Origin of the sequence: Pseudomonas sp. O39 (assembly GCF_045447295.1) — a bacterium.
Classification (GTDB): Bacteria; Pseudomonadota; Gammaproteobacteria; order Pseudomonadales; family Pseudomonadaceae; genus Aquipseudomonas; species Aquipseudomonas antarctica_A.
Genome location: NZ_JBJGXV010000024.1, coordinates 78,662 through 92,207, shown reverse-complemented (window position 1 = coordinate 92,207; position 13,546 = coordinate 78,662). Strand labels below are relative to the sequence as shown.

10 protein-coding genes are annotated in these 13,546 nt (G+C 62.3%); 2 read left to right on the top strand and 8 right to left on the bottom strand.

The window, feature by feature from the left end; all coding sequences use genetic code 11:
• Positions 1 to 9 precede the first annotated feature (9 nt).
• The 3 genes from iolB to iolC all read right to left on the bottom strand — a co-directional run bounded on the left by iolB (position 10) and on the right by iolC (position 3,740).
• Entirely contained in the window at positions 10 to 798 is a 789-nt protein-coding gene (iolB, locus tag ACI77D_RS24235) for a 5-deoxy-glucuronate isomerase (RefSeq protein WP_064452040.1), read from the bottom strand.
• Complete coding sequence (gene iolE / locus ACI77D_RS24230) at positions 798 to 1,688, bottom strand: myo-inosose-2 dehydratase (protein ID WP_407017638.1); 891 nt, start codon at positions 1,686 to 1,688, stop codon at positions 798 to 800. The genes iolB and iolE overlap by 1 nt, the downstream gene beginning before the upstream one ends.
• 114 nt (positions 1,689 to 1,802) lie before the next feature.
• On the bottom strand, positions 1,803 to 3,740 hold the full coding sequence (gene iolC / locus ACI77D_RS24225) for a 5-dehydro-2-deoxygluconokinase (RefSeq protein ID WP_221294522.1): 1,938 nt from the start codon (positions 3,738 to 3,740) through the stop codon (positions 1,803 to 1,805).
• Between iolC and ACI77D_RS24220 the strand changes: the two genes are divergently transcribed.
• A complete protein-coding gene (locus ACI77D_RS24220) occupies positions 3,739 to 3,933 on the top strand; it encodes a hypothetical protein (RefSeq protein ID WP_221294521.1) in 195 nt (64 codons plus the stop codon). The two genes, iolC and ACI77D_RS24220, sit on opposite strands and share 2 nt — an antisense overlap.
• A gap of 92 nt (positions 3,934 to 4,025) precedes the next feature.
• Positions 4,026 to 4,946, top strand: coding sequence for a MurR/RpiR family transcriptional regulator (locus ACI77D_RS24215; RefSeq protein ID WP_053256468.1), 921 nt, complete (start codon positions 4,026 to 4,028; stop codon positions 4,944 to 4,946).
• Between the two features lie 1,133 nt (positions 4,947 to 6,079).
• On the opposite strand, the gene ACI77D_RS24210 is transcribed toward ACI77D_RS24215, so the two are convergent.
• The 5 genes from ACI77D_RS24210 to ACI77D_RS24190 form a co-directional block, all read right to left on the bottom strand.
• Positions 6,080 to 9,190, bottom strand: a complete 3,111-nt coding sequence (locus ACI77D_RS24210; protein WP_407017637.1) for an efflux RND transporter permease subunit — start codon at positions 9,188 to 9,190, stop codon at positions 6,080 to 6,082.
• On the bottom strand, positions 9,187 to 10,425 hold the full coding sequence (locus ACI77D_RS24205) for an efflux RND transporter periplasmic adaptor subunit (RefSeq protein WP_407017636.1): 1,239 nt from the start codon (positions 10,423 to 10,425) through the stop codon (positions 9,187 to 9,189). The genes ACI77D_RS24210 and ACI77D_RS24205 overlap by 4 nt, the downstream gene beginning before the upstream one ends.
• Positions 10,418 to 11,656 carry a TolC family protein gene (locus ACI77D_RS24200; protein WP_064452036.1) on the bottom strand — a complete coding sequence of 413 codons (1,239 nt, stop codon included), beginning with the start codon at positions 11,654 to 11,656 and terminating at the stop codon, positions 10,418 to 10,420. The genes ACI77D_RS24205 and ACI77D_RS24200 overlap by 8 nt, the downstream gene beginning before the upstream one ends.
• Before the next feature lie 95 nt (positions 11,657 to 11,751).
• Positions 11,752 to 12,090: a hypothetical protein gene (locus ACI77D_RS24195; protein WP_407017635.1), complete on the bottom strand. Its 339-nt coding sequence runs from the start codon at positions 12,088 to 12,090 to the stop codon at positions 11,752 to 11,754.
• Between the two features lie 26 nt (positions 12,091 to 12,116).
• A complete protein-coding gene (locus tag ACI77D_RS24190) occupies positions 12,117 to 13,538 on the bottom strand; it encodes a PLP-dependent aminotransferase family protein (RefSeq protein WP_407017634.1) in 1,422 nt (473 codons plus the stop codon).
• Between the last annotated feature and the right edge of the window lie 8 nt (positions 13,539 to 13,546).

Here is a 13,546-nt window from a genome sequence, read left to right as displayed (position 1 = left end):
CCAAACCGATTAAAGGTCCAGCAGCCAGCTGTGCTGTGGGTCGTTATGGAAATGCCAGGCGCGCTTGGGGCCGGCCATCACGTTCAGGTAGTACGACTCGTAGCCATACGGCACGCTGACCGGGTGATAACCCTTGGGCACGACTACCAAGTCGCTGTTTTCCACGGCCATGGCCTGGTCGATACTGCGGTCGTCGGTGTACACCCGCTGGAACACGAAGCCTTGGGGCGGATTAATCTGGTGGTAGTAGGTTTCTTCGAGAAAACTCTGGTGCGGCAGGTCGTCGGTGTCGTGTTTGTGTGGCGGGTAGCTCGACGAATGCCCGGAGGGCGTGCGCACTTCCACCACCAGCAGCGAATGGGCCGGCTCGCTGTCAGGCAGGATGTCACACACATAACGGGTATTGGCGCCTTTGCCGCGCACGCTGCGTTTGCACTGTTCAGGACGGATCAGACGCGGTTCAAACCCCTCTGCACCGGGCGCGGCGCAGACAGCGATTTGCACATCGCTCAAGGCGGTAATCTGCGCTTCGGTGCCCGGCGGCAGGTAGGCGGCGAAGGGTGATTTGTCTTCGAACACCGACTGACGATCACCGAGGTTCTGCCAGTTGAACCCCTCGCCCTCGATATTCACCCGGCCACTGAGCAGTACCAGGCACACCTCTTTATCGCCAGCGCTGACCGGCAGGCTTTCACCGAGGCTCAGGCGGTAGGCGGCAAAGCCCACGTACTCCAGGCGCCCCTCTTCCAGCGCGACCATGGTTTGCCCGCGTTTGCTGCTTTTAACCAACAAGCTCATCACTCAGTCCTCTCGTTGAGAAGCGCGCGCAACGTGTCATAGCCCTTTTTCGCATAGATATAGCTGGGCGCCACGGCTGGGTCCTGCTCGGCTTCAACTACCAGCCAGCCCTCATATTGGGCGGCCAGCAATACATCGAGCAACTCGGCAAAGTCGATATCGCCATCGCCGGGCACGGTGAAGGTGCCATTGACGATGCAGTCCGGAAAGCTCCACATCTGATTGCGCGCCAGTTGCACCACCGGCTTGCGTACGTCCTTGAAGTGCACGTGGCAGACGCGGTCGATGTGTTTGCGCAGTACCTCGATGGGTTCGCCACCGCCCATGTAACAGTGGCCCGAATCGAACAGCAGGCCGACTTCCGGGCCGGTTCGGCGCATCAGTTGGTCGATGTCCTCCGGCGACTCGACGTAGGCGCCCATATGGTGGTGGTAAGCCAGGCGCACGCCCTGGGACAGGGTAAAGCGCGCCAGTTCGGTGAGTTTGTCGGCATAGTCCTGCCAGGCCTGTTCGCTGTGCAAACGCGGGCGTTCGATCAGGCGGACTTTCGAGCCCTGGATAGAATCAGCCACTTCGCCGTAGACCAACACCGTGGCACCGTTCTGTTTCAGCAGCTCGACGTGACCGGCGATGGCCTCGATTTCCTCTGCCACCGAACGCCGCGCCAGGCGGCTGGAGTACCAGCCAGAGACCAGCGCCAGGTCATAGGGGCGCAACACATCGCCCACCCCTTTTGCGTCCTTGGGGAATTTGCCGTTGAGCTCAAAACCCTCGTAGCCGATTTCCTTGCCTTCGCTCAGGGCGGTGCTCAGGGGCGTTTCGCCACCCAGCGCCGGCAGGTCGTCGTTGCTCCAGGAGATCGGGTTGATGCCAATTCGGATTGCGGGCATGGCTGCACCTTATTGTTTTTCAGCTTCACTGATATCTGGTGTGTGTGGGAGCTGGCTTGTCGAATCGACAAGCCAGCTCCCACATTTGAATGCATTTCAGGTTAAAGACTGTGTTCAGCCTCGCGAACTGCGCCAGGCGTTGATGAGCTGTTCGAAGGTTTGCTGCACCTGCTCAATCAGCGTCTCATCATTAATCTCCCCCGCCATCCACGCGCGGCTCGGTTCCTGGAAGATCGTGCGGCCCACCGCAAACCCACGGCAGGTGGTGCTTTGGCTGGCTTGCTGGAAGCCATCGGCGAGGCATTCAGCCGATGCGTTAAGGCCCAGCAGCACCACGCCGCGGCAGTACGGGTCGCGCTCCTGGATCAGCTCATCGAGCTTTTTCCAGTCTGCGGCCGATTGCGCCTCGATCTTCCACCATGCCGGGTAGATGCCCAGGTTGTACAAGCGCTTGAGGCTGCGATAGAGCACGTCGGGATAGGTCGACGGGTGGTCTTTGGGCGGGATGACTTCCAGCAACAGCTCATGGCCGCTGACCAGGGAGGCCTCGTACACGGCCTTGAGTTGCGCTTCCTGTTCCAGGCGCAGCATCGGCTCGTCGTCAGGGTGGAATTGCACCAGGCACTTGATGATTTGCTCCTGCGGCCAGGCGATCAGATTGCTGCCTACCGAGCGACCGTGCTCAAACGCCAGGGGCCGCGAGTTCTGCACTTCCACCGGGCGGGCGATCCACCAGCCGCGACCGCTGGCGGCATTGAGCGCATCCTGCCCGAAGCGTTGGTCGGCCAGCAGGCCCACATCAGCCTCGACACCTTGCTCGCGTAGCTTATGTTCCACGCGTTCAATGGCCTGGATAAACAGCTGCTTAATGTCGCTGATACGCGTCAGGTCCTGGCCGCCTTTTTGCGCCAGGTCCACCAATTGCCAGCGATGGTCGAACGCAAACACAAACAGCTGCTTCCAGGCTTTGCGAGGCACGGTGACCCGGTGCAGGCGCTGCAGGGTGACGTCCTGGTCAGGGCGGGTGATGGGCACCGGGCTATTGAACAGGTAATCCAGTTCGGCAGGCGTTGGCATGGCCGGCGCGCAAGCGTGGCGGGACACGACGAGACCACCGCAGGCGTTGGCCAACTGGCTGCAGCGCTCATCGCTGGCATCGTTTATCCAGCCGCTGAGGAAGCCCGACATAAACGCATCGCCGGCCCCCAGCACATTCAGCACTTCAACCCGCACGCCCGGGTAAATCGCGCCATCCTCCAGCCGCGCTGGAACCGCGCCGTGGATCACCGTGCAACCTTGCGGGCCGAGCTTGACCACCAGGGTCGCCGGGGTCAGTTCACGTACGGTACGCAACGCGGTGAGCAAATCTTCACTGCCGCCCGCGATCAAAAACTCTTCTTCCGTGCCGACGATCAAGTCGAAACGCGGCAGGATTTTCTGCACATGCTGGCTGACATTCTGGTCGGCGACAAACCGGGTTTCACCATCCGCCTTGCCCGCCAGGCCCCACAGCACGGGGCGGTAGTCAATATCCAGCACGCGCTTGACGTTGTGTTTAGCGGCGTAGTCCAGGGCCTGAATGCTGGCCTTGTACACGCCATCGGTGGAGAAATGTGTGCCGGTGATCAGCAAGGCTTTGCTGGAGGCAATAAAGGCTTCGCTGATGTCCTCAGCGCGCAGCGCCATGTCGGCGCAGTTCTCGCGGTAGAACACCAAGGGGAAGGTTTCGCGGTCCTTGAGGCCCAGCAGGACCAGGGCGGTAAGGCGCTCCGCGTCGACCTTGATGCCGCTGACATCACAGCCTTCACGGGCCAGGGATTCCACCAGGAAGCGGCCCATGTGGTCGTCCCCTACCCGGCTCAGCATCGCCGACTTGAGCCCCAGCCTCGCGGTGCCGAACGCGATATTGGCGGACGACCCGCCGAGGTATTTGGCGAAGCTGGACACGTCCTCAAGCCGCGCACCCACTTGTTGTGCGTAGAGGTCGACGCCCAGGCGCCCGAGGCAAATCAGATCCAATTGACGCCCACTGGCAAAACGAGTCTGGCCCATGCTGGCTCCTGTTATTTTTATCAGCCTGCGTGGTGCCGCCGTGGTGACGGCACACGCTCTTGGTGCAAGCAGACTAGAACGTTCAGCGGCCTCAATCAATATTTATTCCATAATTATTTTTAGTGGAATATTTTTTCCAATAAGCCAGCATAATGGCATGCCAGCCCTCCTGCACCGTTTCAGCCGCCCATAGGCGCCGTGATGCCGGGGTATTTTTTTGCGCCTACCCTGTAGACTTGCGCACACCCATCAGCGCATCAGAAGAACAAGCCAAAAGGATTGCCCATGTCCCGCACCGATCAGCCGGCCACGCCCGAGACTCCTTCGCAAGACCCTCTCGCCAGCCCCCCGATCAATGCCGAGCGCCTGTTGCAGCTGATCACCGACGAATATGAAAGCCTGCCGCGCCAGCTCAAACGCATCGCCAGCTACATGAGCCAGCAAAGCGACCGGATCATGGTTGATCGCATCAGCGACATCGCCCGCGAATGTGAAGTGCACCCGTCGGCCATCGTGCGGTTTTCCCAGCGTTTCGGGTTCAGTGGGTTCAGTGAGATGCAGGCGCTGTTTCGCGAGGCCTACACCCACAAGACCACGCCGGTGCAGAACTACCAGCAGCGCATTCGCAGCATGATCGCGAACAAATCGCAGAAGGCCAGCGGCGGCGACCTGGCGCGTGAATGTGTGAACGCCACCCTGTCCGGCATCGAGCGCCTGGGGCTGGAACTGGACGATGTGGCGTTTGAGAAGGCCGTGGACCTGGTGGTCAATGCCGACAATATCTACGTGGTCGGTGTGCGCCGCTCCTTTGCGGTGGCCGATTACCTGGTCTACAACCTGCAACACACCAACAAGCGCATTCACCTGATTTCAGGCCTGGGCGGCAGCTACCGCGAACAGATGCGCAGCGTGCGCGCCAATGACCTGGTGATTGCCATCAGCTTTACGCCCTACGGCAAAGAGACCCAGCACTGCCTGCGCATTGCCCAACATCACCAGGCCAAGACCCTGATCATCACCGACAGCAACCTATCGCCCCTGGCCAAACGGGCGAACGCGGTGCTGTTGGTGAATGAAGGGTCATCGTTTGCCTTCCGCTCGTTGAGCGCCACCTTGTGCCTGTGCCAGGCGTTGTTTATTGCCGTGGCGTACCGGTTGGAATTGAAGGTGGATGAGATTCACGAGCAGGTCGGCTTCGACGACTGATCCTGTGGCATTGGATATCCCCTGTGGGAGCGGGCTTGCCCGCGATGGCCATAGGTATCTACACATCTTTTTTTACGGGTTGAGTGCTGTGGTTGTCGGGGGGGCGTTGAGTACATATCCGTTGTTTGGGTAACGGCTGATATGGGTTCCGCCCTTACGGCGGGTCACTTTGGAAAAGCCCCAAAGTAACCAAAGGGCTCTTGCCCCACCACTCGGCACCTCGCCTTGGCTCGGTGTGCCCTCACTCCGGCTTTGGACCGTGGGCCGCCGCCATGGGCCATCCTTGGCCCATCGCGGCTAACCCGGCGTCCTGCCGGGTTACCCACGCTCCAAAGCCTGCGTTCGGCCAGCGTGGTTAACGGGGCGCCTAAGATCAAGATCAAAAGCAGAGCACGGCGGCCTAGTAGCCGACCTGAGTGGTTAGATCAAAAGAAAAACCGAGGCGGCCTGTCAGCCGACCTGATTTGGGAAGCTGAACCCAATCAAATGTGGGAGCTGGCTTGTCGGACCGCCGAACCGCTGCGATGGCATCAACTGGGTATGCCTGATGTACTGAGTTGCCGGCATCGCAGGCAAGCCAGCTCCCACAGAAAAGCAGTTCTGCTTCTGATCTGCCTCTGCTGTGCTTCTGCCCTGCTTTTGCTTCAACCACTCAGGTCGGCTACCAGGCCGCCGTGCTCTGCTTTTGATCTGTTGTTGATCTTGATCTGACAGGCCCCGTTAACCACGCTGGCCGAACGCAGGCTTGAATCCGTGGGTAACCCGGCAGGACGCCGGGTTAGCCGCACTGGGCCAAGGATGGCCCATTGCGGCGGCCCACGGATTCAAGCCGGAGTGCGGGCATGCCGAGCCCAGGCGAGGCACCGAGTGGTGGGGCAAAGCGTTTTTTGGTTACTTTTTTAGGCGCTTTGTAAAAAAGTGACCCGCCGTAAGGGCGGAACCCTAAGCAGCCGTTACCGCAGCAACGGATATGTACTCAACCTACCTAACCCCCTCACAGGCCTAAAGCGACACAAAGAGTTGCGTAGATACCTATGCCGCGATGGCGGTGGGTCCGTCAATGTATCTGGCGACTGACACACCGTATTCGCGAGCAAGCCCGCTCCCACACGAGCCCCCTCCCCCATGTTTGCTCAGCGTTTGGCCTTGACGCGGCGCATCAGGTGATACGCGGCCGGGATCACGAACAGCGACAGCAACGGCGCCGTTAGCATGCCGCCGATCATCGGTGCGGCGATGCGGCTCATGACCTCACTGCCCGTGCCGCCGCCCAGCAGGATCGGCAACAACCCGGCGATGATCACGGCAACGGTCATCGCCTTGGGCCTCACCCGCAGCACTGCGCCTTCGGTGATGGCCGCCAGCAGGTCACCGTCCTTGCGCTCGGCCCAGGCGTTTTTCAGGTAGAGCAGCATAATCACGCCAAACTCGGCCGACACGCCCGCCAACGCGATAAAGCCCACGCCCGTGGCCACCGACAGGTTGAAGCCCAGCCAGTAGAGCAACCAGACGCCACCGGTCAGTGCGAACGGCAATGTACCGAGGATCAGCAACGCCTCGTCCACACGGCGGAAGGTCAGGTACAGCAACACAAAGATGATCAGCAATGTCGCCGGCACGACCAGCTTCAAACGCTGATTGGCCCGCTCCAGAAACTCGAACTGCCCCGAATAGCTGAGGCTCATGCCCGGTTGCAGGTGCACCTGCTGGTTGATGGCCTCACGGAGGTCCTTGACCACGGACGCCAAGTCGCGATCACGCACGTCGATATACACCCAGCCGGAAGGCCGTGCATTTTCACTTTTGAGCATCGGCGGGCCTTCACTGACCTTGAGCCTGGCCACCGTACCGAGGGTGATCTGGCTGCCCTGTGGCGTATAGATCGGCAGATTGCGTAGCGACTCCACCGAGTCGCGCCAGGCCTTGGGGTAACGCAGGCTGATGGGGAAACGCGCAAGGCCCTCCACGGTTTCGCCAATGGTTTCCCCGCCAATGGCCCCCGACACAATCGACTGCACATCAGCGATGTTCAGACCGTATTGCGCGGCTGCCGCGCGGTCGATATCCACATCGATATAGCGCCCGCCGGTCAGGCGCTCGGCCAATGCCGAACTCACGCCGGGCACACCCTTGGCGACCTTCTCCACGGCCTGGGTCACCGCGTCGATCTGCTTCAGGCTGGTGCCCGCCACCTTCACGCCGATCGGACTTTTGACGCCGGTGGCGAGCATGTCGATACGGTTGCGGATGGGGGGAATCCAGATATTGGTTAGGCCCGGCACCTGCACCACACGGTCCAGCTCCTTCACCAATGATTGCGGGGTCATGCCGGGGCGCCATTGGTCCCGGGGCTTGAACTCGATCGTGGTCTCGAACATCTCCAGCGGCGCCGGGTCGGTGGCGGTTTCGGCGCGGCCGGCCTTGCCAAACACATGGGCCACTTCCGGCACACTCTTGATCAGGCGGTCCGTGCGTTGCAGCAGTTCACCTGCGGTCTGCGTCGACAGCCCCGGCAATGCCGACGGCATGTAGAGCAAGTCGCCCTCGTCCAGCGGCGGCAGGAACTCGCCACCGAGTTTCGCCACCGGCCACAGCACGCTGGCGACCATCAGCAGCGCCACCAGCAAGGTCACGCGCGGCCAACGCAGCACGGCATCCAGGGCCGGTTGATAGAGTTTGATCAGGCCGCGATTGAGCGGGTTACGCTGCTCGTCGGGAATGCGCCCGCGAATCCAATAGCCCATCAGCACCGGGATCAACGTCACCGACAACCCGGCCGCTGCCGCCATGGCGTAGGTCTTGGTGTAAGCCAGCGGGCCGAACAAGCGGCCTTCCTGGGCCTGCAAGGTGAACACCGGGATAAACGACAGGGTGATGATCAGCAAACAGAAAAACAGCGCCGGCCCGACCTCCACCGCCGCATCGGTCACCACCTTCCAGTGCTCATCACCCTCAAGGGTTTTGCCGGGATGGGCGTGGTGCCAGGCTTCGATCTTCTTGTGGGCGTTTTCAATCATCACCACCGCCGCGTCCACCATCGCACCGATGGCAATCGCGATGCCGCCCAGGGACATGATATTGGCGTTGAGCCCCTGGAAACGCATGACGATAAACGCGATCAACACGCCCACCGGCAGCGAGATGATCGCCACCAGGGATGAGCGCAGATGCCAGAGGAAAATCCCGCACACCAGCGCCACCACCAGGAACTCTTCCAGCAGCTTGTGGCTCAGGTTGTCGACGGCACGGTCGATCAATTTGCTGCGGTCGTAGGTGGTGACGATGTCCACACCAGGCGGCAGGCTGCTCTTCAATTGCTCCAGCCTGGTTTTGACCGCAGCGATGGCTTCACGCGCATTTTTACCGCTGCGCAGAATCACCACGCCGCCGACCGCTTCGCCTTCGCCGTCGAGCTCGCCGATGCCACGGCGCAGATCCGGACCTAGTTGGACCGTTGCCACATCGCCGAGCGTCACCGGCACATTGTTGCTGTCGAGGCGCAATGGAATGGCGCGAAAATCAGCCAGGCTTTTCAGGTAACCGGACGCTCGCACCATGTACTCGGACTCGCCCATATTCAGCACCGAGCCGCCGGTTTCCTGATTGGCCTTGCCGATAGCCTGCGCAACTTGAGCCTGGGTGATGCCGTGGCTGGCCATGGCCGGTGGGTCGAGCTGCACTTGGTACTGCTTGACCTGGCCGCCGATGGTCGCGACTTCCGCCACATTCGGCAGGGTCTTGAGTTCGAATTTAAGAAACCAGTCCTGCAAGGCACGCAACTGCGCCAGGTCGTGTTGGCCCGTGCGGTCCACCAATGCGTATTGGTAGATCCAGCCGACCCCGGTGGCGTCCGGCCCCAGCGAGGGTTTGGCCGAGGCCGGCAAGCGTGCCTGCAATTGGCTGAGGTATTCCAACACCCGCGAACGGGCCCAATACAGGTCGGTACCTTCGTCGAACAGCACGTAAACGTAGCTGTCACCGAAGAACGAAAACCCGCGTACCGTCTTGGCACCCGGTACCGACAACATGGTGGTGGTCATCGGGTAGGTGACCTGGTTTTCTACGATCTGCGGCGCCTGGCCCGGGAACGGCGTGCGGATAATCACCTGCACATCCGAGAGATCCGGCAAGGCATCGATCGGGGTGTTTTGCACCGCCCAAACGCCCCATGCCGTGATGAATAGCGTGGCGAGCAACACCAGAAAACGGTTAGCCACCGCCCCACGAATCAGCAGGGCGATCATGGCTGGGCTCCCGGTTGCATACCCATTTCAGGCATGCCGGACGGTGGCGCGGTAATTCCCCTCAAACTGGCTTCCGAGTCCAGCAGAAATTGCCCGGAAGCGACCACCTGCTGGCCTTCCTGCAAACCGCTGCGGATCACCGTCTGGTCCCGGTTTTCCGCGCCGGCTTCGACTTCGACCGGCCGATAATGCCCGCCCTCCTCGGCCAGCATCACCAGCACGCGTTTGCCGGTGCGGATCAAGGCTTCGCTGGGCACTTGCAGCACCGCTTGCCCGCTGGTTTGCGCCAGGCGCACTTGAGCGGTCATGCCCGGGCGCAAGGTGCCATCGGGGTTGGGCAATTCCACACGTACCTGCACGGTGCGACTGTCCATGGCGGTGGCCGGCAAGATCGCGCTGACGGTGCCGGAGACGCGCTTGCCGGGTAAACCGACAAACCGGCTCTGCACGGTTTGCCCCACCGCCAATGTCGCCCCTTGGGCCTCCGGTACGGCGATCTGCAACCACACCTGATCCAACCCGTTGATCCGCGCCAGGGTCTGCCCCGCCGCCAGCGTCATGCCTTCGCGCACCTCCAGGGTTTGCAATGCGCCGCTCAACGGGCTGGTGACCGTCAACACCGACTGCACCCGGCCGCTGCGCTCCATTTGCTGGATCAAACCGGCAGGCATGCCGCTCAGTCGCAAGCGTTGCCGGGCCGCCGCGATCAACCCGCTGTCACCGCTGTGACGCAGTGCGAGGAATTCTTCCTGGGCCGCCGCCCACTCGGGGATCAGGAGGTCCGCCAAGGGCGCGCCGGCTTTTAGCACATCCCCCGGCGCGCGCGCATACACCCGCTCGACAAACCCGGCGGCCCGCGCCTGGACCACCGCCACCTCACGCTCGTTGAAGGCAAGGATGCCCGACAGGTCCAGCGTAGAGGTCATCACGCCACGGGTCACGCTCGCCAGGCGCACGCCGATATTCTGGGTTTGCCGTGGGTCGATCTGTACCGTTGGCATAGTTGCAGCAGCACCTTCAGCTTCGGCGTAGCGCGGAACCAATTGCATATCCATGAAGGGCGACTTGCCGGGTTTGTCAAACTTCTGCTGCGGGTACATCGGGTCGTACCAGTACAACGCCTGCTTATCGTCTTTCGATGCAGGCGCAACCGAGGTTTGCGGATGCAACTGCGCCAACCCGTAGCCCGCCCCCAGCCCCAGCAGCACCAGTACTGCGACGATTCGATTATTCATTGCTGGGCTCCCCATAGGCGAAATACAACTGGGCACCGATCAAGGCGCGCTGCTCGATGGCATCCATCTGTTTGAAGCGGGCCTGGACCAGCTCGCGACGGGCACTGACCACATTCAACAAGTCGCCCTTGCCCGCGCGATAACCGGCCAGGCTCAACGCCACCTTCTCTTCGGCCAGCGGCACCAGGCTGTCCTGGCTGCGCAGCACGGCGCGGTCCAGGCGCTGATACACCGCGAGGTCGTCATCGAGCATCTGGGTATGTTCACGGGTAGCGGCTTCGCGCTCGGCATCCAGTTGATCCACCTCGGCCTGCTTGGCAGCGATACCCGGGTTTTGTCGGCGGCCAGGGAAAATCGGCAGGTCAAAACTCAATTGCAGGCTGACCATATCGCCGTATTCCCGGCCCCGGTGCTGGTAGTCGACCTCCCAACTCCAGTCCGAGGTCTTTTGCGCCCTGGCTTCCTGCAAGCGCGCCTGCGCCTCGCGAGTGCGCGGTACAAAGGCTTGCAGCTCAGGGTGTTGATGCAGGTTGTGGCTGTAGCCGAGACTGTCGATGGTCCATTTGGGTAACTGGCCGCTGGGCGCCTCATTGGCGGCCGCGCCGATCCAGCGCTTGAGGGCGGCGCGCGCCTGGGCGCGTTGTTGGGTCAGCTCGTCCTCGCGCTCCGCCAACTCGGCGGCTTCCTGCTTGGGAATAACGGCATCAGAAGCCTGGCCACGTCCCGCGGCCAACTGCGCACGCACGCTGTCTTGCAACAGGCGATTCTGCCGATAAAAGTCTTTGAACAAGGCCTCTTTGCGCTCCACGGCGTAGGCGCGAATCCACGCCTGGGCCGTAGCCTGGCGCACGCTCAGCCGCTCGATCCGGCCTTCAGCCGCCGTGCGTTCTATCGTTGCATCCGCCAGCTCCACGCGGGCCTTGCGCTTGTCGCGGCTGGGCACCTGTTGCTGGATTCCGATCATCTGGTCGGTCATGTCATCGCCATACAATGTGCCGCGATTGGGCCCGCCGATGGGGAAGTTTTGCAGGCCTACCACCAGTTTCGGGTCGGGCAATTCACCGGCCGCAATTGCCACCTGTGAGGCGGCTTGCAGCTTGGCCGACTCTGCGGTCAGTGAGGGCGCGTTGTTTTGCGCCAGGCGCAGGGCGTCATCCAGGGTCAGCGCAGAGGCCAGCGCCGGCCACACCAGCACGCCCACCACCAGGGCGCGCATGTAGAGGGAATTCATGTTGAAGATTCCTGATCTGTTCCGCTGCGTCGCGCTTTAAGCGGCCCACAGCAAGGTCATCCCGGGTCGGGATGGGTCTTCAGGTGCAACAGGAATCAGCGACGGGGCGGGCGCCAGACGCCGGGCGGCGTGCGGTCGGGGATGAAGTCCGAGGAGAGGCTGGCGGTTAAAGGGTGTGCCAGGGTCAGTGGGGCCTTGAGCACCGGCATCGACAGTTGCAGCAAGCCACCGCTCTTGCATTCCTGGCCGGGCTTGCAAGCCTTGCCATGGTCGACGCCGTCCTGGCAGCAATCGGGGGGCATGTCCGTCATCATTTGCATGTCCGACATCTGCATCGGGCAAGGCTCGGTGCTCGACGGCACACCCGCCATCCCGTTCAGGGGAAGCGTGAGGCTTAACAGCATGACCAGGATTAAACGCAGGAGGCGGCTCATGGGGCGCGAGTCTAGCCAAGCGGGCGTTAAGTCGCCATTAACAATTTCGTGAGCACTCGCCCGTGAAAACGGATCTGTGCCAGGGTCAACGCGGTGTAGCCAATGATCACTGCCGGCGCCAAGCTCGCTTCGACGCAGAACTTGCCCAACGGCTGCAACGTCAGCCCCACAGCGGCGGCACGCGTGCAGAAATCCGCCTCATCGCCGCCGGCCGGCAACCACAGCACAAAGTGCAACCCGGCCTGCTGGCCGCTGACCGTGCAGCCTTGCGGGAGACAGGCCAGCAAGGCATCGCGCCGGGCCTGATACGCCTGACGCGAGGCGCGCAGATGGCGCACAAAGGCCCCACTGCCCAGGAACTCCACCAACCCCACTTGATCCGTGGCGCCCACTGAATGCCCGGTCAGTTGCAAGGTACGCAACAACGCGGGTCGCAGCGTCCTCGGCACGACCATGAAGCCCACGCGCAAGCCGGGGAACAGGTTCTTGTTGAAGCTGCCGCAGTAAATCACCCGATCGCCGGAATCCAGGGATTTGAGCGCCGCCAGGGGCGCACTGTTGTAGTTGTATTCGCTGTCGTAATCGTCTTCGACCACCCAGGCATCCGCGCGCGCCGCCCAGTCCAACAGCGCCAGGCGGTGCGAGACCGACAGGGTCATGCCCAACGGCGCCTGGTGTGCAGGCGTGACATACGCCAAGCGTGCAGCACCCGGGAGTTGCGCGGTGTCGAGGCCTTCGGCCGTGACCGGGATCGGCACAACCTGCGCGCCTGCCAGCGTGAACAGGCGACGCGCCGGTGTATAGCCGGGGTCTTCGACACACGCCGTGTCGCCCGGTTTAAGCAAGGTGCGGGCAATCAGGTCGAGGCCATGGCGAATGCCGGTGGTGACGATCACCTCGTCCGCCTCGCAGTGCATGCCGCGATAGCTGCGCAAGTAATCGGCAATTTGCGCGCGCAACGCCGGCAACCCGGCCGGGTGGGAAGCTTCCAGCGCACCCGGCCCTGCCGACAGTAGCCCGCGGGAGATGCAGCGTGCCCAGGCTTTCAGATCGAACAGGCCGGCATCCGGGCGCCGCGCAACGAAGGGCACGTGACTTTGCACGCCCGCATCAGGCCGATCGGGCACGGCCATACGGCGTGGGCTTTCGGTTGGCGCCGGGGCCGCAATAAATTGCTCGGGGATCACCGCGCACACCCGCGTGCCGGAGCCCGCCACGCGCTGCACGTAGCCTTCGCTGTGCAATCGCTCGAACGCCGCTTCAAGCGTACCGCGCGACAGCAGCCAGCGTTCGGCCAGGCTGCGGGTGGACGGCAATCGGCTGCCGGCCGGCAATTGGCGGTTCAAGATCGCCGCACGCAAGGCCTCGTAGGCGCCCTGCTGCTTGCCGGCCTCCAATGTATCGGGGCGCGGCAGGTCCAGGGCGGATGCGGCTTTTCCTCGGCTCATAGTGGTCC

Excerpts from the sequence above, each read along its gene's own strand:
- iolB (WP_064452040.1), bottom strand. The coding sequence starts at position 798 with ATGAGCTTGTTGGTTAAAAGCAGCAAACGCGGGCAAACCATGGTCGCG.
- iolE (WP_407017638.1), bottom strand. The coding sequence starts at position 1,688 with ATGCCCGCAATCCGAATTGGCATCAACCCGATCTCCTGGAGCAACGAC.
- ACI77D_RS24220 (WP_221294521.1), top strand. The coding sequence starts at position 3,739 with ATGCTGGCTCCTGTTATTTTTATCAGCCTGCGTGGTGCCGCCGTGGTG.
- iolC (WP_221294522.1), bottom strand. The coding sequence starts at position 3,740 with ATGGGCCAGACTCGTTTTGCCAGTGGGCGTCAATTGGATCTGATTTGC.
- ACI77D_RS24215 (WP_053256468.1), top strand. The coding sequence starts at position 4,026 with ATGTCCCGCACCGATCAGCCGGCCACGCCCGAGACTCCTTCGCAAGAC.
- ACI77D_RS24210 (WP_407017637.1), bottom strand. The coding sequence starts at position 9,190 with ATGATCGCCCTGCTGATTCGTGGGGCGGTGGCTAACCGTTTTCTGGTG.
- ACI77D_RS24205 (WP_407017636.1), bottom strand. The coding sequence starts at position 10,425 with ATGAATAATCGAATCGTCGCAGTACTGGTGCTGCTGGGGCTGGGGGCG.
- ACI77D_RS24200 (WP_064452036.1), bottom strand. The coding sequence starts at position 11,656 with ATGAATTCCCTCTACATGCGCGCCCTGGTGGTGGGCGTGCTGGTGTGG.
- ACI77D_RS24195 (WP_407017635.1), bottom strand. The coding sequence starts at position 12,090 with ATGAGCCGCCTCCTGCGTTTAATCCTGGTCATGCTGTTAAGCCTCACG.
- ACI77D_RS24190 (WP_407017634.1), bottom strand. The coding sequence starts at position 13,538 with ATGAGCCGAGGAAAAGCCGCATCCGCCCTGGACCTGCCGCGCCCCGAT.